The sequence below is a fragment of the Kribbella sp. NPDC055071 genome (assembly GCF_053608045.1).
The window spans coordinates 1-20,614 of the sequence record NZ_JBSGUS010000038.1 but is presented as its reverse complement, the minus strand read 5'-3'; the positions used below and the strand labels follow the sequence as shown (position 1 = coordinate 20,614).

Below are 20,614 nucleotides of genomic sequence, written 5' to 3'. Positions count from 1 at the left end.
TGTCAGCAACAAATACCCCGCCGTGTCCCGACGGTCAAGCACTAACCACCAATGTCCTTGGCCGGCCAGGGAGAGTCGGCCGGGCGGAGGGTATCGAAGCCGGGGCCGTTCAGGGCGGTCCAGGCGGCGAGCGAGCCCATGATCAGGATCGGGTTCTGCAGGTGGCCGGCCAGGATCGCGCCGACCACGTCGATCAGCGGCGCCCACACGGTCTCCATGTCCGCCTCTTCGTCGCGGCGGTCGTAGGAGTCGTTGGCGGCGGACAGATCGCGGGCCAGGAAGATCCGGATCGCCTCGGTGGTCAGACCCGGCGAGCTGAACACGTCGACCAGGATGCGCCAGTCGGCGGCCTTGGTCCCGGTCTCCTCCCACAGCTCCCGCTCGCCGCCGAGGCGGTACTGCTCGCCCTGGACGTCGAGCAACCCGGCCGGCGGCTCGAGCAGCCGGTAGCCGACCGGATGCCGGTACTGACGCACCAGCAGCATCCGGTTGTGCTCGTCCAGCGCGACCACGCCGACGGCACCGGGGTGTACGACGACGTCCCGCACGAACGGGTCCTGACCTGCCGGGGCGATGGTGTCACGCCGTACCGAGATCACTCGGCCGGTCTCGTACACGACCTCCGACTTCGAGACCGGCCAGTGCTCCGGTACGTCGATCAGTCCGTCGCCGAAGCGCAGTTCGGGGTGATCCTTCATCGGGTCTTGACCGCAGTCTTCTGCTGATTGGCCTTCTGCTGAGTGGTCTTCTGCTGAGTGGTCTTCGGCTGGGCCATCGTGGGCTCCTCGACCGGTAGCCGCGACTCGCGCTGGCGAACCAGTGCGGCCGAGATCAGCCCGGAGAACAGCGGATGCGGCTTGGTCGGCCGCGAGCGCAGCTCCGGGTGCGCCTGGGTGGCGACAAAGTAAGGATGCATCGAGCGGTCCAGCTCGATGAACTCGACCAGCTCGTTGTCCGGCGACAGGCCGCTGAACACCAGCCCCGCGGTCTCCAGCTTGTCGCGGTAGGCGTTGTTGACCTCGTAGCGGTGGCGGTGCCGTTCCTGGACCGAGGGAGCGCCGTACAGGTTCCGGACGATCGAGCCGTCGGCCAGGTTCGCCGGGTAGAGGCCGAGCCGCATGGTGCCGCCGAGATCGCCGGAGCCGGAGACGATGTCCTTCTGCTCTTCCATGGTCGCGATCACCGGCTGCTCGGCGTCCGGGTCGAACTCGCTGGAGTTCGCCTCCACCAGGCCGGCCAGGTCACGGGCCACCTCGATCACCATGCACTGCAGGCCGAGACACAGGCCCAGGATCGGGACGCCCTGCTCCCGGGCGTACCGGATCGCGCCGATCTTGCCTTCGATCCCGCGGACGCCGAAGCCGCCCGGGATGCAGATCGCGTCGACGTCACCCAGCAGCCGCGCGGCGGCCTCCGGGGTGGCGCACTCGTCGGACGCGATCCAGCGCAGGTTCACCCGGGCGTCGTTGTCGAAGCCGCCCGCCCGCAGTGCCTCCGCGACCGACAGGTACGCGTCCGGCAGGTCGATGTACTTCCCGACCAGTGCGACCGTGACCTCGTCCTTCGGGTCGTGCACGACCCGCAGGAGCTCGTCCCAGCGGTGCCAGTCGACATCACGGAACGGGAGGTTCAGCCGGCGGACGACGTACGCGTCCAGGCCCTCGGCGTGGATCACCTTCGGGATGTCGTAGATGCTCGGCGCGTCGACGGCGGCCACGACGGCCTCCTGCTCGACGTCGCACATCAGCGAGATCTTCCGCTTCACGCTGTCCGGGATCGGCCGGTCGGCCCGGCAGACGATCGCGTCGGGCTGGATACCGATCGAGCGCAGGGCGGCGACCGAGTGCTGGGTCGGCTTGGTCTTCAGCTCACCGCTGGGCGCCATGTACGGAACGAGTGAGATGTGCAGGAAGAAGACGTTGTCCCGGCCGACGTCGTGCCGGACCTGCCGGGCCGCCTCCAGGAACGGGAGCGACTCGATGTCACCGACGGTGCCACCGATCTCGTGCAGTACGACGTCGACATCGGCGCCGGCCATCGCCAGCATCCGTTCCTTGATCTCGTTGGTGATGTGCGGGATGACCTGGACGGTGTCGCCGAGGTACTCGCCGCGACGCTCCTTGGCGATGACGCTGGAGTAGACCTGTCCGGTCGTGACGTTGGCGACCTGGGAGAGGTCGCGGTCGAGGAAACGCTCGTAGTGGCCGATGTCCAGGTCGGTCTCGGCGCCGTCGTTGGTGACGAACACCTCGCCGTGCTGGAACGGGTTCATGGTGCCGGGATCCACGTTCAGATACGGATCCAGCTTCTGCATGGTGACCCGGATGCCCCGTGCCGTCAGCAGACTGCCGAGGCTTGACGCTGTCAGCCCCTTGCCGAGGCTGGACGCCACACCGCCGGTGACGAAAACGTGCTTGGTCTGCTGGGAGTTCGAAGCCCTGTCCACGGGCCTTCAGCCTACCTGTTGTCAAGCCCCGGTCGCGACGAGACCCGCGTAAAGGTCGAGCAGATTCTTCGCCACCGCGTCCTCGTCCGGCCATCTGGCGGCCAACTCCCGGGCCCGCGTCCGCATAGCGTTCGCGGTAGCCGGCTCCGCCAGGACCGCCCGGACCCCGTCGGCCAACCCGTCCGCATCACCGGGAAACGCCAGTACAGCGCTGTCCTCGACCAGCTCGGGTACGCCGCCGACCGCCGTCGCGACCACCGGTACGCCGACCTGCATCGCCTCCTGGATCACCAGGGCCCGGGCCTCCCAGTGCGACGTGAGCAAGAACACATCGGCCGCGCCGAGAAGGTCGGCCACGTCGGACCGGTGTCCGAGGAGGCGGACCGGGAGCTGCTCGGCGTCGATTCGCGCCTGCAGGTTGTCCCGGAGTGGCCCGTCGCCGACCACCACGAACACCGCGTCCGGCGTGGACTCGTGCACGCGGGCCGCCACGGACAGCAGCGTCGGGTAGTCCTTCTGCGGCGCCAGGCGCCCCACTGTGAGCACCAGGGGTTGATCGGCGAGGCCCAGCGCCGCCCGGACCTCTTCCGGCGACGTACGGGCCGCTGAGAGCGCGGGAGCGGCTACCGGGGCCAGCTCTGCGCGGCGGGCACCAAGGCTCTTCGCCAGGTCGACCAGGTCGCTGGAGGCGCCGAGCGTCAGGTCCGCTCCCCTGGCGACCAGGCGCTGTCCCAACCGCATCACCAGGCCACGCGGTCCGGGTGCGATCACCGCGTTGTGCCACGTGACCACGAGCGGCCGGAGCTGTGACCGGTCGCGCAGTGCGGCCATGCCGGCGCGGTAGCCGTGTGCGTGGACCACATCCGACCCGCGGAGCGCCGGGGCTTGCGCTACGACTGTCGCCGTACCGAAGTCGAAGTGCTCGGCTGTGCCGGGCGGTGCGCAGACGACCACCTCGTGGCCGGCGTCGATGAAACGGGGCGCGAGTGAGGCGACGTGCTGCCCGATCCCGCCTCGCGACTCCGCGAGCAGCAGCCCGATCCTCATAGCTTCTCCCGACGAATGAGCGCGCGGGCGTCCGCGCGATCCAATCCAAGTACGACCACGACGTACACGAGGACGACGGCCAGACCGGAGAGCAGCGCGAAGACCACTGCCGCACCCACTCCGGCGTTGTCAGCCGGCAGAGCGACCGCCCAGCCTGCTGCGCCTGCCACCGCCGCACCAACCAGCGCAGCCAGAGTCGCACGCCCAAGGCCCACCAGTGCGGCTGAGCCGGCTGCACGACTCAGGACAATCACCAGGACCACCGCACCGACCACCATGCCCACCGACATCGCGGCGGCCAACGCCGGAACCGCGTCCCACCGAGCTGTCAGGACCACTCCGGTCACTGCGACCAACGCCCACGCGGCTGACGTCACGACAGCGACCTCCCGACCGGAGTGCCTTGCATAGAGCACTCGGCCGACATGCATCAGCACGGCGAAGCCAATCGCCGCCGGAGCGAAGGCAACCAGGCCGTTGCCGAGTGAGGTGGCCTGCGCCTCCTGCACTGATCCGTTGTCGTACGCGAAGATCCGCGCGACCGGGACCGCCGTACCAACGAGCAGTGCGGCACCTGCACCGCCTGCCAGCATCACAGCCCGCGTTGAAGCGGCTGCGTAGACCTCGAAGCGATCATTGGCCTCGAACGCCGCAGCGAGACGTGGGAACACCGCGGTGGTGATGGGGACTGCGAGTACGGCGTACGGCAGCAGGTAGACCGCGTTGGCCCAGGTGTAGACGGCGATGCTGCCCGCAACGCCTCTGTGGTTGGCCAGGTAGGTAGTGACGACGAAGGTGAGCTGTTGCGCGATCAGTACCGCCAGACCGGCCAGGGCGAGTTTGCGGAGCACCGGACCGACGCCAGGGTCCAGCCGCAGCGTGATCTTGATCGGCAACCGCAGCAACAGCATCGGCACCAGCACGGTCAGCGCCAGTGCGGCCACACCGGCCGTCGTACCCCAGGCCAGCAGATCGGTCGCGCCTCTTGATGCCGCGTCCGCATCTGGAGCGGCGGATGCGAACACGAAATAGGTCGCGACGACAACCAAGCTGGAGATCAGCGGAGCCAAGGCACCGGCCGCGAATCGCTTGTGGGATTGAAGAACCGCCGTCGCAATCACGGCGATCGCGTAGCCGAACACCTGCGGCACGAAGATGACCAGCATCCGCGTCGCGGTCGCCGCCGAACCACCACAGTCCGCACCAGGATCCAGGAGCGCATCGGTGTAGCTGGACGCCAGAAGCCAAGAAAGCAAGGCGAACGGCGTCAGCAGCAGGAGCGACCAGGACAGCAGCGCACCGGCGATCCGGCCCTGCGCGGCCCGATCGCCCCGAGCTACTGGACCGGCGAGCACCGGAATGACCGCGCCGGCCAGCGCACCGCCCGCGACGATCTCGAAGAGGATGTTGGGCAGCTGGTTCGCGGTCGTGTAGGCCTCGGCCAGGCAGCCCGCGCCGACGGTCTTCGAGAAGACCAGCCACCGGCCGAACCCGACCACGCGGGCCAAGACCGTCACCCCGGCGACGAGCAGCGCCGCCCGGGCGACCCGACTGCCGGTCACCGGGTTGTCCCGGGACGTCACCGAGCGATCATCGAGGCCGCCGGCCCCATTGGTCGATCTTGTCCAGGACCGGCGTGTCGGCGATGACCTTGGTGAAGCTGACCTTTTCGCTGGCCAGGTTGAGCGCGATGACCGCGCCGAGGACCAGGGTCTTCAACGGACCCGGGAGGGACGCGGCGAGCGCCGTACCGGTGATGGCACCGAGGCCGTTCGCGCCGCAGTCGCCCAGCATGGAGCGCTCACCGAGGTCGGAGGGCGCGGACGCTACGGCAGCACCGACAACAGCGCCGGCCGGGCCGTTCACGACAGCCAGCGGTGCGGTCACCGCGGTGACCGCCTTGAGTGCGCGGCCGGGGCGCAGGTCGAGCAGGTTGGCCAGGTTGGCGGTGCCGGCGATCAAGGCGCCATCGGCAACGACTCCGGCGACAGCCTTTGCTCCGCGGGACTTGCGCGGCAGCAGGGCGGCAGCAGCCAGACCGGCCGCACCGACGCCGAGGATCTTGATCGCGCCGCTGGTGACTTCACCACGCTTCAGGGCGGCGAGATGGCCGCCGAACCCCTTGGCCTGGGTGGTCCCGCGCAGGTCGTCGTACGCACCGACCGCGCCGGAAACCGTGCCGGCCAAGAGCGCCGCGGCCTTCACCTTGCCATCGGAGCGCGACGCAGCGACACCGGCGAGCGCGCCGAGCACCGCGATCGGGCCTTCGAGCAGGGTGACCGCTTCACCGCGGTGGTTGGTCCGCTCGAACGGCGCCCGGTTCTCCTTCGGCAGCTTCTCCGCGGCGCGTTCGAGCCCGGCGGTGACGGCTGCCGCGACGGCAGCGCTGAGAATTCCCACGTCAGTTGTCCTTTATCTGTACGGCCGGCGGCGCGACGCCGTTCTTCGCGTCGATGGCGCCGTACTGCCCCGCCTTGCCGCTCGCCTGCTCGACCAGCGAGAAGACGACCGTCATCTGCCCGGAGGGGAGGTCGGCCACGTCCACCGAGGAAACGATCTTGGTGGCCGCCGAGTCACTCCGCAAGGCCTTGATCAGGCCGCCGTCCTTCGCGGTGTCCGCCGTACCGGCCACGACCACACCGGCGCTGCCCTGGTCCAGACCCTCGAGGAAGTCGACCGTGTCGTTGTACGACGTCGTGGTCGGGACCGGCGTGGGTGGCTTCGCGGCCACCACCAGCACCAGGCTGGCCCGGTTCTTCGGCTGTGAAGGCTTCAGCGACAGCAACTTCGCGCCGGTCAGTCCGCCGATCACCCTGACCGCGTCGGCGTCGGTGGTCTTGCCCTCTTCCTTGGCCGCGATCCCGCGGGCCAGGATCATGCCGGCCCGCTCGTACGCCGTACTGTCGGCCGGGAACGCGACATCCGCGGTCACCAGCTGGGTGACCAGCGACTCGACCAGCTGGCGCTGGGCGGGGTCGAACATCTTCGGGTCCAGCGCGACCTTGGTGGTCACCTGGCCGCCGGCCTTCTCTACCTCGTCCTGCAGCCCGTTGACCAGGTCGTTGTCGGCACCCGGCATCGTCACGATCGTGATGTCCTTGGCCGCGAGCTTGTTGTCGATCAGCCCGGCGGTGACCTTGGCGACGTAGTCGTCGCGGTACTTGTCCAGCGCCTTCAGGTCGACGATCTCGTCGCGCGCGTCGGCCAACTGCGACCGGTCCCGCTCGGCCTGACTCTGCACGATCTCGCTGCCGGTGCCCTTCAGCGGCCCGGCACCCAGCACCACACCGGCGCCCAGAGCGAAGAAGATCGCCACGATCGAGACGATGTGGTAGCGAAAGTCGATCACGTGAACAGCTCCCGGATCCAGTAGAAGAAGTCGTTCCAGCGCGCCCGCAGGATCGACCAGAGCACGTCGTCGGCACCGATGGCGACCAGCGCCATGCCGAGTGCGAACAGGCCTGCCACGGCGAGCGCGGCGACCTGGAGGGTGGACACCCGACTGCGGTACAGCCGGCCGACACCCTTGGCGTCGACCAGCTTCGCGCCGACGCGCAAGCGGGTGATGAACGTACTCGCCATCCCGGAGCGGCCCTTGTCGAGGAACTCCACCAGCGAGTTGTGGGTGCCGACCGCGACGATCAGCGAGGCACCCTTGGAATCGGCCAGCAACATCGCGACGTCCTCGCTGGTGCCGGTGGCCGGGAACTCGATCGACTCGATCCCCAGGCGCTCCAGCCGCTCCGAACCCGGCGCGCGGCCGTCACGGTACGCGTGCACGACCACCTCGGCGCCGCTCTTCAGCGTCTCGTCCTTGACCGAGTCCATATCGCCGACGATCAGGTCGGGGACGTAGCCGTTCTCCACCAGGGCATCCGCGCCGCCGTCGACGCCGATCAGCACCGGGCGGTACTCACGGATGTACGACCGCAGCGCGACCAGGTCTTCCTTGTAGTCGTACCCGCGGACCACGATCAGGACATGCTTGCCGTCCATCGGCGTGTGGATCTCGGGTACGCCGACACCGTCGAGCAGGAGATCGCGCTCGCGACGCAGGTACTCGAGCGTGTTGGCGGTGAAGGCCTCGAGCTGGGTGGACAGTCCAGCGCGGGCGTCGTCCATCAGCTCTGCGACCGACGCGCTGTCCTGGCTCGCACCCTTGGCGACGACCTCGCCGCCCCGGTACAGCGAGCCTTCGTTCAGCCGGACGCGCTCGCCCTCGTGCAGGATCGAGAACACCTCGCGGCCGACGCCGTCGACCAGCGGAATCCCCGCCTCGACGAGGATCTCCGGACCGAGGTTCGGATACCGGCCACTGATCGAGTCGGCCACATTCACCACCGCGGCGACCTTGCACTCGACCAGCGCCTCGGCACTGACCCGGTCCAGATCGACATGGTCGATGACCGCGATCTCGCCCGGTTTGAGGCGTTTCGTGAGATTCTTGGTACGCCGATCCAGCCGGACCACTCCGGCGACACCGGGCAGTTCAGTAGGACGGGCTCTCCGCAGGCTGGGCAGTTTCATCGCCCTCTCATCCTGCCATGTCAAGAGCCCCCGCCCGGCCCATTTACCCGCCCGCCACCCCTTCACCCACTGAATTAACCATCACTGTGCGTACTCCGGGCGTGCTGCGGGCGTGCTGCGGGCGTGCTGCGGGCGTGCTGCGGGCGTACAGGAACGACGAATTCATCCTTTCGAACGACGTACGCCCGCGAGCAGGGCACGGGTTTCGCTGACGACGCGCGCACAGAACACGGGATCGCGCACCTGGGTCGAAGCAAGCATGGGCTTGCCGTTCTCGTCGTAGTAGACGCCGGTCGCGCCGGAGGTGTCGGTCAGAACCGTCGTGATCACGCGCGCGGCGCGCCGCGGAGTGCTCCAGTATTTGATCAAGGGAGCCAGCGGCGAGAGGACGTACCGCGCGACGAACCGCAAGGCAGCATTGGCGTCACGGCCGAGGCCGGTGGCGGGGTTGAAGCCAGGTTCGACCGCGTTGAAATGAAGGCGAGGGGTCTCGCGCGCGAACGCGAAAACCGTCGCGAGATTGCATTGCTTCGAGGTCGCGTAGGCGTCGAGGCCGGGACGCGACGAGCCGCCCGGTTTCCACTCGCCGCGCGCGCTCGCCTCGGCGGAGATGTAGCGACCGCCGCGAAAGCCCGCGGCGACGGCGGGCTTACGCTCGGGATCCTCGACGCCGGAGCAGACGAAAACGACGTTCGAGCCGTCGCGGAGATGCGGGGCGAGCGCTTCGGTGAAGGCGAACGGCCCCAGGTGATTGGTGCTGAACGCCAGGTCCCAGTCGTGCGTGGTTCGGCCGTACGTCGTGCGGCCTTCGCCGATCGGCATGGTGCCCGCGTTGTTGAGCAGCCCGGCGATCGGGAGGTCGAGCGCGACGATCTCGGCCGCCGCGCGCCGTACGGCCGGAAGGTCCGAGAAGTCGCAGACCACCGGTACCGCCTGGCCGCCGTTGGCGCGGATTTCTTTCTCGATCCCGGCGAGTCGGCTCGGGTCGCGCCCGACCAGCACGACGGAGCCGTGGGCGGCGAGCTCCAGGGCGGTCCGACGGCCGATGCCGGACGTCGGCCCGGTGACGATCCACGCCCGGGCCGGTGACGCGCTGTCAGACTTCTGAACTGTCATACCTTCGAGTCTCAGCTTGTCATCGTCAGCCAGCCAGTAGTCGGCTTTTCCTAGGACCGACAGGTCCAGGCGCGACCTACTCGACCAGTTGCTGGGTGCCGAGCACCACTGCCAGGGCCAGGCGCTCGGAGTCCCGGGTGTCCGGCTCCGCGGTGTAGACCATGAACCGTACGTCGTCGGTGACAACGAAAAGCACGTCGCAGTCGAGCGCGATCGGGCCGACAACCGGGTGGTCGACGACCTTGCGCTTGGACTCGTCGCGCCGCGGTTCCGGATCGTCTCGCGCCCAGAGCTGAGCGAATCGCGGACTGTGCGTCGAGAGTTCGCGCACCAGCCGGCGCAGCGACTGATCCGCCGGATACCGCGCCGCGGTTCGCCGGAGGTCGGCGACCTGGCCTGCCTGCACAGCAGCCCGTTCGTCAGGTGTGTGGACGACGCGATTGCCGGGACCGACGAAGTTGCGCCACAACGCATTCCGGTCGAGTCCCTGCCATGCCGCGGTCTCGCCCATCAGCGCGTCGTACGGCGCATTTGCGGCGATGAGGGTCCAGGTGGCGTCATAGACCGCCACCGGCGTGTCAGCCAGCCGGTCGAGAAGGCGCTGCGCACTGGCCGTGATGCGAGTCGGCACGACGTGCGGCCCTGGAACGGCGTGTCCGGACAGCTCGAACAGATGAGCACGTTCGGTGTCGGAGGTCCTCAGCGCCCGAGCCAGCGCCTCGACCACCTGTGCCGATGGAGACGTTGCGCGGCCTTGCTCGAGTCGAGTCAGGTAGTCGGTGGAAATGCCGGTCAGCGCCGCAAGCTCCTCTCGGCGGAGACCGGTCGTACGGCGGCGGCCATCCGCCGGCAACCCCGCCGCCCCGGGCGCGACCCGCTCCCGCCAGCGGCGAACCGTCTGACCGAACTCACTGCGCTCCATCATCCAAGTGTGCGTGGCCCACGACCCCGCTGTCCTGGCCCTGTCAGTCCTACGACGACGCGGGGAGCTGGTCGCCCTCTCAGCGCTTCTTGCCCTTCGGCTTGATATGCCGCTCGGCCGCGAGGGCGAGGAGTTCTTCGGCGTGGGCCTGGGCGGCGTCGGAGTGTTCGAGGCCGGCCATCATGCGGGAGAGTTCCTTCAGGCGGGCGTCGTCGTCGAGGGCGACCAGGCCGCTGGTGGTGACGGAGCCGTCGTCGCTCTTCAGGACCACGGCGTGACGGTCCGCGAACGCGGCCACCTGCGGTAGGTGGGTCACCACGATCACTTGGGCTTTCTCCGCCAGCCGCGCGAGTCGCTTGCCCACCTCGACCGCGGCGCGGCCGCCGATCCCGGCGTCGATCTCGTCGAACACCAGCGTCGGCACCGGGTGCGTGTCGGACAGGATCACCTCGAGCGCGAGCATCACCCGCGACAGCTCACCGCCCGATGCGGCCTTCTGCAGCGGGCGAGCCGGGCTTCCCGGGTTCGCCGCGAAGCAGAACTCGACCTCGTCGATCCCGAACGGACCGGCACTCGCCTCGTGCACCTCGACCGACAGCTTCGCGTGCGGCATCGCCAGCCCGCTCAACTCCTCGGTCACCGCGACACCGAGCCGCTCGGCCGCCTCGATCCGCGCTGCGCGGATCTGCTGCCCGAGGTCGACCAGCTTCGCGTCCAGCTCAGCCAGCTCCGCCGTCAGGAACTCGGCCTTCTCGTCACTCCCATCGAGCTCGGCCAACCGCTCGGCCGACCGCTTCGTCCACTCGATGACCTCATCCACAGTCCCCTGCTCAGCGCCGTACTTGCGCACGAGACTGGTCAGCAACGCACGCCGCTCACTCACCACGGCCAGCCGGGCCGGATCGGTGTCGACGTCGGCGGCGTACGACGAAAGCTCGCCGGCCAGATCCGCCGCGAGGTACCCCAGCTCGCCGGCGCGATCCGCCAGCTCAGCCAGCTTGGGATCGTGCTCACGCTCGCCGTCCAAGACCTGCTTCGCCAGAGAGAGCAACCCCAGTACGTCGTTCGGACGCGCCGAATCCTGGTCTTCCTCGGACGCCAACGCGTCCCCTGCAGTGCTGGCAGCAGTCCGCAGGCCATCGGCGTACGAAAGGCGGTCCTCCTCGGCAGCCAGCTCGACGTCCTCGCCGGGCAGCGGCTCAGCCTTCGCCACCTCGTCCAGACCGAACCGCAGCAGATCCGCCTCCGCGAGCCGATCGCGTTGCCGCGTGGTCAGCTCCGTCAACTCGGCCTCGACCTCACGATGGCGCTTGTAGCCGGCGGCATAGTCCTGCAGCGGCACCAGGACGGCCTTGCCCGCGAACGTATCCAGCGTCTCCCGCTGCCGGGCCGGCTGCAGCAGCCGCCACTGATCGGCCTGCCCGTGGATGGCGACCAGGTCGCCGGACACCTCCGCCAGCACCGACACCGGCACGGACGCACCGCCCAGGAACGCACGCGACCGGCCCTCGGACGACAGCTCCCGCGCGATCAACAACTCGTCGTCGTCCAGCTCACCGCCCCGGTCCTCGGCCTGCTGAACGATCGATCTCGGTACGTCGCTCGCCCGTCCCTCGACCCGGGCCCGCCGGGTCCCGTGCCGCACCAGCCCGCTGTCGGCCCGGCCGCCGAGCAGCATGTTCACGCCTGTCACGACCATCGTCTTGCCCGCACCGGTCTCACCGGTGACGGCGGTGAACCCCGGGTCGAGGTCCAGTGTCGCGTCCTCGATCACGCCCAACCCGGTGATACGAATCTCCGAGAGCATGCCTAGGTCTCCTGTAAGCCGTTGTTGTTGCGTTTGCGTTCGGCGGCGCCGCGCCAGCCGAGCACCGGGAGATCGAACTTCGCCACCAGCCGGTCCGTGAACGGCCCCTTGTGCGCGCGGGCCAGCCGGACCGGCGTCCGACCGCGCCGCACCTGGATCTCGGCGCCGGGCGGCACCTCGACCATCCGCCGGCCGTCGCACCACAGCACCCCACGACCGTGCCAGGACTGCACCAGCTCGATCGACAGCCGCGACGTGGGCGCCACCACGATCGGCCGCGAGAACAGCGCGTGCGCGCTGAGCGGCACCATCAGGATCGCCTCGACCTCGGGCCACACGATCGGCCCGCCGGCGGAGAACGCGTACGCCGTGCTCCCCGTCGGAGTCGCCACGACGACGCCGTCGCAGCCCCAGCGGGACAACGGCCGGTCGTCGACCTCGACGAGCACCTCGAGCATCTTCTCGCGGGCCGCCTTCTCGATACTCGCCTCGTTCAGCGCCCAGGTGTCGAAGATCAGCTCGTCGCCGGACCGGACCTCGACGGCCAGCGTCATCCGCTCCTCGACGGTGTAGGTGCGGTCCACGACCACCTGGACGATCCGCTCGAGGTCGTCCACCTCGGCCTCGGCCAGGAAACCGACGTGACCAAGGTTCACGCCGAGCACCGGCGTACCGTGCGGGCGCGCCAGCTCGGCGCCGCGCAGGATCGAGCCGTCGCCGCCGAGCACCATGATCAGCTCGACGTCCAGCGCGGCCTTCTCGTGGTCGTCGACGATCTCGACCGGGTCGAGCTTCAGGGCCTCCGCCTCACCGCCGAGCAGGCGGACCTGCATCCCGGCGTCGGTCAGCAGGCGGTGCGCGTTCCGCGCGACCTCGACGGCTTCCTCCCGACCGGTATGCGTCACCAGCAGCACGCGCCGCGGCTCGTGCTCAGCCACCCTGCCCTCCAACGTCACTGTGGACCGCTTTCGATCGCGGTCAGGAGCATCGTCTCATCGAGAGGCGACGCATTCCGGCGTATCCACAGGAAGTATTCGACATTTCCTGACGGACCAGGCAACGGGCTGGCCGCGACACCGGCGATTCCCCAGCCGAGCTCGTGCGCCTTGGCCGCGACCTGGCGTACGGCGTCGGCGCGCAACTCCGGGTCACGGACCACGCCACCCTTGCCGAGCCGCTCCTTCCCGACCTCGAACTGCGGCTTCACCATCAGCACCAGATCGCCGTCAGGCTTCACCACACCGATCAGCGCGGTCAGGACGAGCGTGAGCGAGATGAAGCTGAGATCGCTGACGACGAGATCAACCGGTTCACCACCGATGTCGTCGAGGGTGAGCGTCCGCACGTTGGTCCGGTCCATCACGGTGACGCGGTCGTCGGTCTGCAAGGCCCAAACCAGCTGGCCGTATCCGACGTCGACGGCGATCACGTGCGTGGCTTCGTTGCGGAGCAGTACGTCGGTGAACCCGCCGGTCGACGCACCCGCGTCCAGGGTCTGGCGTCCCTTCACCTGTACGCCGGGGAACGCCTCGAGCGCACCGATCAGCTTGTGCGCGCCACGGCTGGCGTACCCGGGGTCATCGGTCTCGGACGTGTCGACGAGGATCGGTGCGTCCGCGCCGACGCCGGTGGCGGGCTTGGTCGCGACCGTCCCGGACACCTTCACCTTGCCGGCGGCGATCAGGTCGCTCGCGTGCTCACGAGAACGCGCCAGACCACGTCGTACCAGCTCGGCGTCCAGACGGGACCGTTTGACTCCTTTGGCCACTTATTTAGGTGCGATCGCCGTGTTCGGCGTCCGCTTCCACCAGGGCGCTCTGGAGTCGCTCGTGCAGGTCGGCGTACACCTCGGCGTGCTCGCTGACCGGCCGATCCCGCAGCCCGTCGAGACGGTCCATCGTCTCCTCGACCAACGGATGCCCCTCCTCCTCGGCCTGCGGATCCTCCGCGGACTCGGCGACGAACGCGTGCTCGTGTTCCTCACCGCGCGGCCGGGCGAACTCCGGCCCGAACTCCACCTCCGCCGGATCGATCCGACCAGGTTCCGCGTCGTAGTCGGGCTGGTCGGGCGTCTCCTCGGACGGGTACGGCTCGACGTCGGGGTCGACGTTCGGTGGGAACTGCTCGCCAGGGTGTTCGGTCACGTCACGCCTTCTTCGCCGTCTTCTTGGCGGTCTTCTTCGCGGGCGTCGTCTTCACTGCACTCTTCTTGGCAACCGCTGTCTTCTTCACCGCAGCTGTCTTCTTCACCGCAGCTGTCTTCTTGGCCGGGGCCTTCTTCGCCGGCGCCTTGCGCGCGGTCGCGGCAGCGGCCTGAGCCGACAGGTTGGTCGCGGCCGGCGCAGGGGCAGCGGCGGCTTCACGCGCCTCGGCGAGCTCCGACTCCAGCGTCTTCACGCGCCGGGTCAGCGCGGCGACCTCTTCGGACCGGACGAACCCGAGCCGCGCGACCGCACCCTCGACCTCGTTCGTCACGATCGCCTGCAGCAGCTGGCGGTTGCTCTTGCTGGTGGCAACGATCTCGTCGGTCAGGTCACTGACTCGGCTGGTCAGACCGCTCGTCAGCGTGTCCGCGCCGGTCTGCTGCAGCAGCGCTTTCGCGGCCGCCTGGGCCTTCTGCCGGGTGACCTCGGTCAGTCCGTTCGCCAGTTGTACGTAGCCGCGCAGTGCGTCCATCACCATGACTGCCTCCTCGCTTCGTTCCAGCAACGGTATCGCCTCAACCCAGCAATACCACCCAAGCCCACCTACAGCTTGATCTACAGGCCGATTCGGTGCAGTGCCGCGTCTATCGCGATGGTGCCCGGGGCCGGGGCGGGCTTCGGGCGGGGGTGACGGGTCCGGCCGGCGGTCTTGGCCGGTTTGGCAGCCGGCTTCGGGGGCGCGTCGACCGCGGTCCAGACCGCGGACAGGATCGCGCGCAGACCGTCGTACGGCTCACCCTCGCCCTTCACCGCCACAGCATTGTTGACGACTTCAGCACTCCACCCGACACAGATGTGGCGCGTGCCCTCGATCGTCACCCCGGGCTGCTTCTGCGCCAGCGCGCTCAACCCGGCCGCGATGTACGTCGGCCGCTGCTCCGGAGGCGCCTGCGCGAGGTCATGCGCGTCGTTCACCCCGGTCGCCACCCACAGACTCGCGATCCCGACCGCATGCGCCGCGGCGATGTCGGAGTCCAACCGGTCCCCGATCATCAACGGCCGCTTGGCCTTGAGCCGCTCGATGCTCGTCTCCAGCAGTGGCGGCTCGGGCTTGCCGGCCACCACCGGATCCACGTCGACGGCCGCCCGGATCGCCTGCACGAGCGTCCCGTTCCCCGGTGCCTTCCCGGCTGCGGTGGGAATCGTCAGGTCCAGGTTGGTCGCGAACCACTTCGCGCCCTCGTGAATCGCGTGCGCGCCGTCGGCCAGCATCACCCAGTTCACATCCGGGTGAAAGCCCTGTACGACGGCAACCGGGCGCGCATCGCTGCTCTGCACGGCCTTGAGCCCGTACTCCTCGAGGGCCGCATACAGCCCCTCGCCGCCGACCACCAGCACCGGCGACCCCGCCGGGAACTCGCTCGCGATCAGCTTCGCCGCCGCCTGCGCCGACGTCACCACGTCCTCCGCGATCACATCCAGCCCGAACGACGCGAGGTGCTCGGCGACGACCCGCGCCGGCCGGCTCGCGTTGTTGGTGATGTAGCCGATCCGCATGCCTTCCTTGGCAGCTTTCCGGAGGTTCTCCGGTGCTTCCGGGACGGGATCGGGCCCGACGTACACAACGCCGTCGAGATCGAGCAGCGCCACGTCGTACCGGCCGGCGAGTGGTTCGTCACACGCCGAGAGCGGGGCGGGCGCTTTTCGTGCCGTGGTCATGCTTCCCACCGTACGATGCCCCTCATGCCAGCGCCGGATCCGCAGTCGAACGGGAGCATTCTGCGGCTCGATCCGTTGCGCGCGTGGCGATTCGTGGCCGGCAAGGTGAGCGCGCTCGGCGCTGTGACTTCCCCGCCGTACGACGTGCTCGAACCCGAGCTGGTCCGGCGGCTGACTGACTCTGATCTGCACAACATGGTGAGGCTCATCCTTCCACGCGATCCCGACCTCGGCCCCGGCCGGTACGACGAACCCGCGCGCAGGCTGACCACGTGGCAGCATGCCGGTGTCGTGGTGCAGGACCAGGTGCCCGCGCTCTACGTCTACGAGCAGCAACTGGGAGACGCCGTACTCTGCGGTCTGGTTGGCTCACTCGGCCTGGACCCGGCGCGGCGCGTCGTACTGCCGCACGAGAACGTGATGCAGCACTGGGTGGACGACCGGCTCGAGCTGATGGAGGCGACCGACGCCGATCTGGAGCCGATCCTGCTCGCGTACGGCGATGGTGGCGTGGCCAGCGATGCGGTCGACGCGGCGCGGTCCGGTGAGCCCTGGTTGGAGGCGGACGCGGGCGGTGGCCAGCACCGCATCTGGCGGATCGACGACCCGGTACAGCTCGCAGCGATCGCAGCGGAGCTGGCCCGGCACGAGGCGCTGATCGCGGACGGACACCACCGGTACGCCGCCTATCTGGAACGCCGACGCCGTGAGCCGACCCGCGCGGGCACAGACGTGGGTCTGGCCATGCTGGTCGACTACAACCGGCACCCACTCACGCTCGACCCGATCCACCGAGTCGTGCCCGGGCTCGACCTCGACACCGTGCGATCGCGTACGCCGGAAGGCTGGCAGGTCCTACCTGGTCGAGTCGAACATGTGCCGGACCGCATTGCGGTGACTGATGGGTCCGACTGGGTGACGCTGCGGTCTACGCGCGGCCAGGAGACGCCGACCGTGTCGATGCTGCATGAGGTGCTGGTGCCGGCGTGGGGGGTGGTTGCCGATGACATCAGCTTCCACCACACGTTTGCGGACGCGCTGGCGCTGGCAGGGCCTCACCAGGCGGCTGTGGAGCTTGTGGCGCCGTTGATGGACCAGGTGCTCCGGTCTGCTCTCCGGGGCGCTGTGTTGCCACAGAAGGCGACGTCGTTCGGTCCGAAGCCGCGGGTGGGCCTGCTGTTCCGCACGCTGTGAGGTGTTGCCGGCGTCAGGCTCGCTGGTGTCAGTCAGGCTCGGTGGTAGAGGCTGAGGAATTCCTCGCGGAGTGGTTTGCGGGCGGCGCGGTGGCGCTCTGTCAGCCGTCCGAGCGTGAAGGACAGCTCTGGGTCGTCCTGGGACGCGGCGTCGGCGGCCATCGCGGTCAAGGCTTCGGCCGCGGCGCAGTGGTCCTGATGCCGGCCTAGAAGTTCCTGGTACTTCGCTGCTTGGGACGCGGTGGCTTTGGCTTCTTCACCCAGTACAGGGGCGCTGGTGCTGGCGGCGTACCGGACGCGCTTGGCCAACAGGCGCACCTGGTGCCAATCGTCGTCCGGGGTCCAGGGCTCGAGCTGGTCAGCAGCTCCGCTGAATTTGCGATTGGCGGCGTCGATCAGCTCGGGCAGGACCTCATTACAGGGCTTGCTCGCCGTGCTTTTGAGTTTGGGTCCCGCGGCGACCGCCTCGAGCGTCAGCAGCAACTCCGCCGTGGTCTCCCCCAGCACCACCTCAGCCGAACGCGCCGCCGCCCGATCCAGCCCGAGAGTCAGCGTCGTCAGGATCGTCTCGACGTGCTCCGCATCGTCCTCGCTGTTCGCCGTCTCGCGAACCAACCCCGCAACAACTTCCAGATCCCGAGCCTCACCACAAGCCTGCGCCAGCGCAGCCAGCTCCCCGCGCAGTTCATCGGCCCAATCCCCCGCCAGCAACTTCCGGAACAACTTCACATCACTCCGCAACCGCCGGCAAGAAACCCGCACCTGATGAATGGCGTCAGCCTCCCCGTTCTCCACCATTCCGACGGCGCCCCGCAACCGCCCCATCCCCTTGGTCAGAGCACTCCGGACCAACGCCGCAACCGGCACGTCCCCATCCAAAGGTCCCGCACTCTCACCCATCCCCCCATTCTCCCTACTCCAGGTAAACAGCGGGCCCCTTCCGACCAGTCCGGCCTCCCCCAAAACACATGTACCCCGCGCAGAGCGCGGGGTACATGTGGTTACTGCTCTGGCTTTTCCTCGGGATCGGATGCCTGCTCCGGTGCGGTGTCTTCGAGGTCGACCGCGTCTTCCGGCGTGTCTTCGGCGGGTTCGTCGTCCTCGAGCTCGGTTTCGGGCTCGTCCTCGAAGTAGTCGTCTTCTTCGGGGGTTTCTTCTTCGTCCAGGTCGGTGAACTCGAGGCCCTCGAGCCGCGCAGCGCGCTCAGCGGCGCCGGTGGCTCCGTCGGCGTCCACACCGGCCGCCCGGTGGAACCAGATGAGCGCTTCCTCCGTGCGTCCAGCCTCCTCGAGTGCATCGGCGTACGCATAACGCAGTCGCGGCAACCACTCGGCGCGCGTGCGCTTGGTCAGCTCCGGCACCTCGAGCGTCTGGATCGCCGCCGCCGTCTGCTTCATGTCGCGCCGCGCACCAGCCGCGACGATCAGCAGCTCCATCTGAGTCTCCTCGGACAGATCGCGAACGTGCTTGTCCTTGGTCAGCGCCAGCGCCTTGTCCGGTCGGCCGAGCGCTCGCTCGCAGTCGGCCATCATCGCGAGAACCTCGTGATTCCCGGTCATCCGCCGCACCGCCCGGAACTCGGTCAGCGCCTCGTCGTAATGCTCAGCCAGGTACGCCGTGATCGCCACAGCCTCCCGTACGCCGCCAAGCCGCGCCGCCAGCCGCCGAGCCGTCCGAGCATGCTGATACGCGAGCTCAGGGTTGTCGTCGATGAATCGCCCCGACGCCACCAGGTGCTGCGCAACCAGGTCCGCCAGAGTCCGCGGCAACGACCGCAGCTCCGCCTTCACGGATCGATCCAGCTCGGCCCCGGTGATGCCGGCCGGAATCGCCGGATCATCCCGTCGAGGCCCAGCCTTCTCCTCTACCCGGTCGTCGCGACGCGGCCCACCGCGACGGTCGTCGCGTCCGCCACGCTCGTTCCGATCGTCGCGCCGGAAAGCTCCACGCTCTCCCCGCGCCGGCCCACTCCCACGACTGGCCGGACCACGCCCAGCATCCCGCCGGTCACCGCGGTCGTCCCGCCGGAACCCACCGCGGTCTCCACCGCCGGCACGCTCATCACGCCGGAATCCACCACGATCACCACCGCCAGTGCGCTCACCACCGCGATAACCACCGCCGCCACTACCACTGCCGGCGCGATCATCCCGCTGATACCCACCGCGGTCGCCACCGGTCCGCTCACCGGCCCGATAACCACCCCGGTCACCACCGGAACGCTCATCCCGCCGCGGTCCACCGCGCTCACCACCGGACTGATAGCCGGTCCGGTCGTCCCGCCGGGGACCACCACGACCGCTTCCCGCGCGGTCGTCGCGCTGATATCCACCAGAGCGGTCGTCGCGACCAGGCCCGCGTCCGCGGTCGCCTCGGTCATCGCCGTCTCCACGCCCGGACAACTGCCCGCGGAACGGATCCCGCTCACCCTTGTCATCACCGCGCACGTATCCGCGCCGGTTGTCGTACCGCGTCTCGTCCCGATTTCCATCGCGACCGCCACCGGCTCGCGAGCCACCACGAGGCGCACCAGTCCGAGGCGCGTCCCCTCGACTCGAAGCACCCCGGAAGCCGCCAGTACTACGCGGTCCACCAGAACTCCGCGGCCCGCCACCACTACCGCCAGGTCCACCAGACCGACCGCCGGCTCCGCCGGAGCGCCCGCCGCCGAAGCTCGAGCCACCAGACCCCGAACGACCGCCATCACCACTGCGACCGCCCGAGCCGGAGCCCGAACGACCGGATCCGCCAGAACTCGATCCACCAGAGCCCGAGCCACCCGACCGTCCACCGCCCGAGCCGGACCAGCCACCACCACCCGAGCCGCTACGACCACCACCGGCGCCTGACCAGCCACCGCCACCTGAGCCGCTGCGACCGCCACCGGAACCGGCGCCGGCGCGACCACCACCGCCACCGCCACTACCCGAGCCTCCGCGACTACCGCCGCCGGAGCCACCCCGACCTGAGCCGAATCCACCAGAGCGGCCCGAACCGGAGTCCGAGCGTCCACCACCGGAGCGACCGGAACGGCCGTCGCCTCCGGAGGAACCACGACGGTCCCCTGAGCCGGAGGAAGAATTGCGAGGTGGCGTAGCCACGGTGACTCCTAACGATGGTGTGCTGCAACCGCACAAACTTACCGCCACCTCCGCCCAGCAGCCGCATCGAGGGCTGCAGCGTGACGTGGTGGCGTCGACCGTGATCGCACGGCCGGAAAGATCCGGACAAATGTTAAGGGCCACCCCTTGTGGGGTGGCCCTTAACAGTGTGAATGTCCGGCGGCGTCCTACTCTCCCACGACCTCCCGGTCGCAGTACCATCGGCGCTGTCGGGCTTAACTTCCAGGTTCGGAATGGAGACTGGGTGTTTCCCCGACGCTATGGCCACCGAAACTCTATCAAAATATCAACCAACCACAACTCAGTCACAGCATCCCCCGGGGTGTCGATCCCACCAGTGTGGGGTGTCTACCCTTTGGGTTGCCGGTTGCTGGGGTTGACCGTATTTCGGGAACCGTACAGTGGACGCGAACATGCTTTGTTACGTGTAGCGCAGCCTGAAACTTTTTGTGCTCTGCCCGTCCCCGAAGGGATGGGTGAGTGTGTGACAAGCCCTCGGCCTATTAGTACCAGTCAGCTCCACACCTTGCGGTGCTTCCACTTCTGGCCTATCAACCCAGTGGTCTACTGG

Annotated in this window: 19 protein-coding genes and 2 rRNA genes; 1 reads left to right on the top strand and 20 read right to left on the bottom strand. The window is 68.8% G+C overall.

Features of this window, described 5'->3' with window-relative positions; genetic code table 11:
- Positions 1–41: 41 nt before the first annotated feature.
- The 15 genes from ACWF4Z_RS36255 to ACWF4Z_RS36185 all read right to left on the bottom strand — a co-directional run bounded on the left by ACWF4Z_RS36255 (position 42) and on the right by ACWF4Z_RS36185 (position 15,728).
- Entirely contained in the window at positions 42–698 is a 657-nt protein-coding gene (locus ACWF4Z_RS36255) for an NUDIX domain-containing protein (RefSeq protein WP_452247749.1), read from the bottom strand.
- Positions 695–2,446: a CTP synthase gene (locus ACWF4Z_RS36250; RefSeq protein WP_452247748.1), complete on the bottom strand. Its 1,752-nt coding sequence runs from the start codon at positions 2,444–2,446 to the stop codon at positions 695–697. Before ACWF4Z_RS36250 ends, ACWF4Z_RS36255 begins: the two co-directional genes overlap by 4 nt.
- Before the next feature lie 21 nt (positions 2,447–2,467).
- Positions 2,468–3,493, bottom strand: coding sequence for a glycosyltransferase family 4 protein (locus ACWF4Z_RS36245; protein WP_452247747.1), 1,026 nt, complete (start codon positions 3,491–3,493; stop codon positions 2,468–2,470).
- On the bottom strand, positions 3,490–5,076 hold the full coding sequence (murJ, locus tag ACWF4Z_RS36240) for a murein biosynthesis integral membrane protein MurJ (protein WP_452247746.1): 1,587 nt from the start codon (positions 5,074–5,076) through the stop codon (positions 3,490–3,492). The genes ACWF4Z_RS36245 and murJ overlap by 4 nt, the downstream gene beginning before the upstream one ends.
- 7 nt (positions 5,077–5,083) lie before the next feature.
- Positions 5,084–5,893 carry a hypothetical protein gene (locus ACWF4Z_RS36235; RefSeq protein ID WP_452247745.1) on the bottom strand — a complete coding sequence of 270 codons (810 nt, stop codon included), beginning with the start codon at positions 5,891–5,893 and terminating at the stop codon, positions 5,084–5,086.
- A gap of 1 nt (position 5,894) precedes the next feature.
- Positions 5,895–6,842: a copper transporter gene (locus tag ACWF4Z_RS36230; protein WP_452247744.1), complete on the bottom strand. Its 948-nt coding sequence runs from the start codon at positions 6,840–6,842 to the stop codon at positions 5,895–5,897.
- Positions 6,839–8,020: a putative cytokinetic ring protein SteA gene (gene steA / locus ACWF4Z_RS36225; RefSeq protein ID WP_452247743.1), complete on the bottom strand. Its 1,182-nt coding sequence runs from the start codon at positions 8,018–8,020 to the stop codon at positions 6,839–6,841. The genes ACWF4Z_RS36230 and steA overlap by 4 nt, the downstream gene beginning before the upstream one ends.
- Before the next feature lie 162 nt (positions 8,021–8,182).
- On the bottom strand, positions 8,183–9,136 hold the full coding sequence (locus ACWF4Z_RS36220) for an SDR family NAD(P)-dependent oxidoreductase (RefSeq protein ID WP_452247742.1): 954 nt from the start codon (positions 9,134–9,136) through the stop codon (positions 8,183–8,185).
- Between the two features lie 76 nt (positions 9,137–9,212).
- A complete protein-coding gene (locus ACWF4Z_RS36215; protein ID WP_452247741.1) occupies positions 9,213–10,058 on the bottom strand; it encodes a helix-turn-helix transcriptional regulator in 846 nt (281 codons plus the stop codon).
- A 79-nt stretch (positions 10,059–10,137) separates the two neighbouring features.
- A complete protein-coding gene (gene recN, locus ACWF4Z_RS36210) occupies positions 10,138–11,865 on the bottom strand; it encodes a DNA repair protein RecN (RefSeq protein WP_452247740.1) in 1,728 nt (575 codons plus the stop codon).
- A 2-nt stretch (positions 11,866–11,867) separates the two neighbouring features.
- Positions 11,868–12,803, bottom strand: a complete 936-nt coding sequence (locus tag ACWF4Z_RS36205; protein WP_452247739.1) for an NAD kinase — start codon at positions 12,801–12,803, stop codon at positions 11,868–11,870.
- 14 nt (positions 12,804–12,817) lie between these two features.
- Positions 12,818–13,633 (bottom strand): TlyA family RNA methyltransferase, encoded by an 816-nt coding sequence (locus ACWF4Z_RS36200; RefSeq protein WP_452247738.1) that lies wholly within the window; start codon positions 13,631–13,633, stop codon positions 12,818–12,820.
- 4 nt (positions 13,634–13,637) lie between these two features.
- Positions 13,638–14,009, bottom strand: a complete 372-nt coding sequence (locus tag ACWF4Z_RS36195) for a hypothetical protein (protein WP_452247737.1) — start codon at positions 14,007–14,009, stop codon at positions 13,638–13,640.
- Position 14,010: 1 nt separating this feature from the next.
- Positions 14,011–14,547, bottom strand: coding sequence for a phasin family protein (locus ACWF4Z_RS36190; protein ID WP_452247736.1), 537 nt, complete (start codon positions 14,545–14,547; stop codon positions 14,011–14,013).
- Positions 14,548–14,624: 77 nt separating this feature from the next.
- A complete protein-coding gene (locus tag ACWF4Z_RS36185) occupies positions 14,625–15,728 on the bottom strand; it encodes an HAD-IIA family hydrolase (protein ID WP_452247735.1) in 1,104 nt (367 codons plus the stop codon).
- 24 nt (positions 15,729–15,752) lie between these two features.
- On the opposite strand from ACWF4Z_RS36185, the gene ACWF4Z_RS36180 reads away from it, so the two are divergent.
- Positions 15,753–16,922 carry a DUF1015 family protein gene (locus ACWF4Z_RS36180; protein WP_452247734.1) on the top strand — a complete coding sequence of 390 codons (1,170 nt, stop codon included), beginning with the start codon at positions 15,753–15,755 and terminating at the stop codon, positions 16,920–16,922.
- Positions 16,923–16,954: 32 nt separating this feature from the next.
- On the opposite strand, the gene ACWF4Z_RS36175 is transcribed toward ACWF4Z_RS36180, so the two are convergent.
- The 5 genes from ACWF4Z_RS36175 to ACWF4Z_RS36155 all read right to left on the bottom strand — a co-directional run.
- A complete protein-coding gene (locus ACWF4Z_RS36175) occupies positions 16,955–17,821 on the bottom strand; it encodes a CHAD domain-containing protein (RefSeq protein WP_452247733.1) in 867 nt (288 codons plus the stop codon).
- Between the two features lie 101 nt (positions 17,822–17,922).
- Complete coding sequence (locus tag ACWF4Z_RS36170; RefSeq protein WP_452247732.1) at positions 17,923–18,711, bottom strand: hypothetical protein; 789 nt, start codon at positions 18,709–18,711, stop codon at positions 17,923–17,925.
- 74 nt (positions 18,712–18,785) lie between these two features.
- The gene (locus ACWF4Z_RS36165) at positions 18,786–19,976 is read right to left on the bottom strand and encodes a hypothetical protein (RefSeq protein ID WP_452247731.1); all 1,191 of its coding nucleotides are present in this window, start codon (positions 19,974–19,976) and stop codon (positions 18,786–18,788) included.
- A gap of 221 nt (positions 19,977–20,197) precedes the next feature.
- Positions 20,198–20,315 (bottom strand): 5S ribosomal RNA (gene rrf / locus ACWF4Z_RS36160).
- A gap of 211 nt (positions 20,316–20,526) precedes the next feature.
- Positions 20,527–20,614, bottom strand: a 23S ribosomal RNA gene (locus ACWF4Z_RS36155); the annotation flags it as partial.

Bases quoted from the DNA above. Each gene is read 5' to 3' on its own strand.
- ACWF4Z_RS36185 (WP_452247735.1), bottom strand. From the start codon at position 15,728: ATGACCACGGCACGAAAAGCGCCCGCCCCGCTCTCGGCGTGTGACGAA.
- ACWF4Z_RS36175 (WP_452247733.1), bottom strand. From the start codon at position 17,821: ATGGGTGAGAGTGCGGGACCTTTGGATGGGGACGTGCCGGTTGCGGCG.
- steA (WP_452247743.1), bottom strand. From the start codon at position 8,020: ATGAAACTGCCCAGCCTGCGGAGAGCCCGTCCTACTGAACTGCCCGGT.
- recN (WP_452247740.1), bottom strand. From the start codon at position 11,865: ATGCTCTCGGAGATTCGTATCACCGGGTTGGGCGTGATCGAGGACGCG.
- ACWF4Z_RS36245 (WP_452247747.1), bottom strand. From the start codon at position 3,493: ATGAGGATCGGGCTGCTGCTCGCGGAGTCGCGAGGCGGGATCGGGCAG.
- ACWF4Z_RS36190 (WP_452247736.1), bottom strand. From the start codon at position 14,547: ATGGTGATGGACGCACTGCGCGGCTACGTACAACTGGCGAACGGACTG.
- ACWF4Z_RS36255 (WP_452247749.1), bottom strand. From the start codon at position 698: ATGAAGGATCACCCCGAACTGCGCTTCGGCGACGGACTGATCGACGTA.
- ACWF4Z_RS36215 (WP_452247741.1), bottom strand. From the start codon at position 10,058: ATGGAGCGCAGTGAGTTCGGTCAGACGGTTCGCCGCTGGCGGGAGCGG.
- ACWF4Z_RS36220 (WP_452247742.1), bottom strand. From the start codon at position 9,136: ATGACAGTTCAGAAGTCTGACAGCGCGTCACCGGCCCGGGCGTGGATC.
- ACWF4Z_RS36180 (WP_452247734.1), top strand. From the start codon at position 15,753: ATGCCAGCGCCGGATCCGCAGTCGAACGGGAGCATTCTGCGGCTCGAT.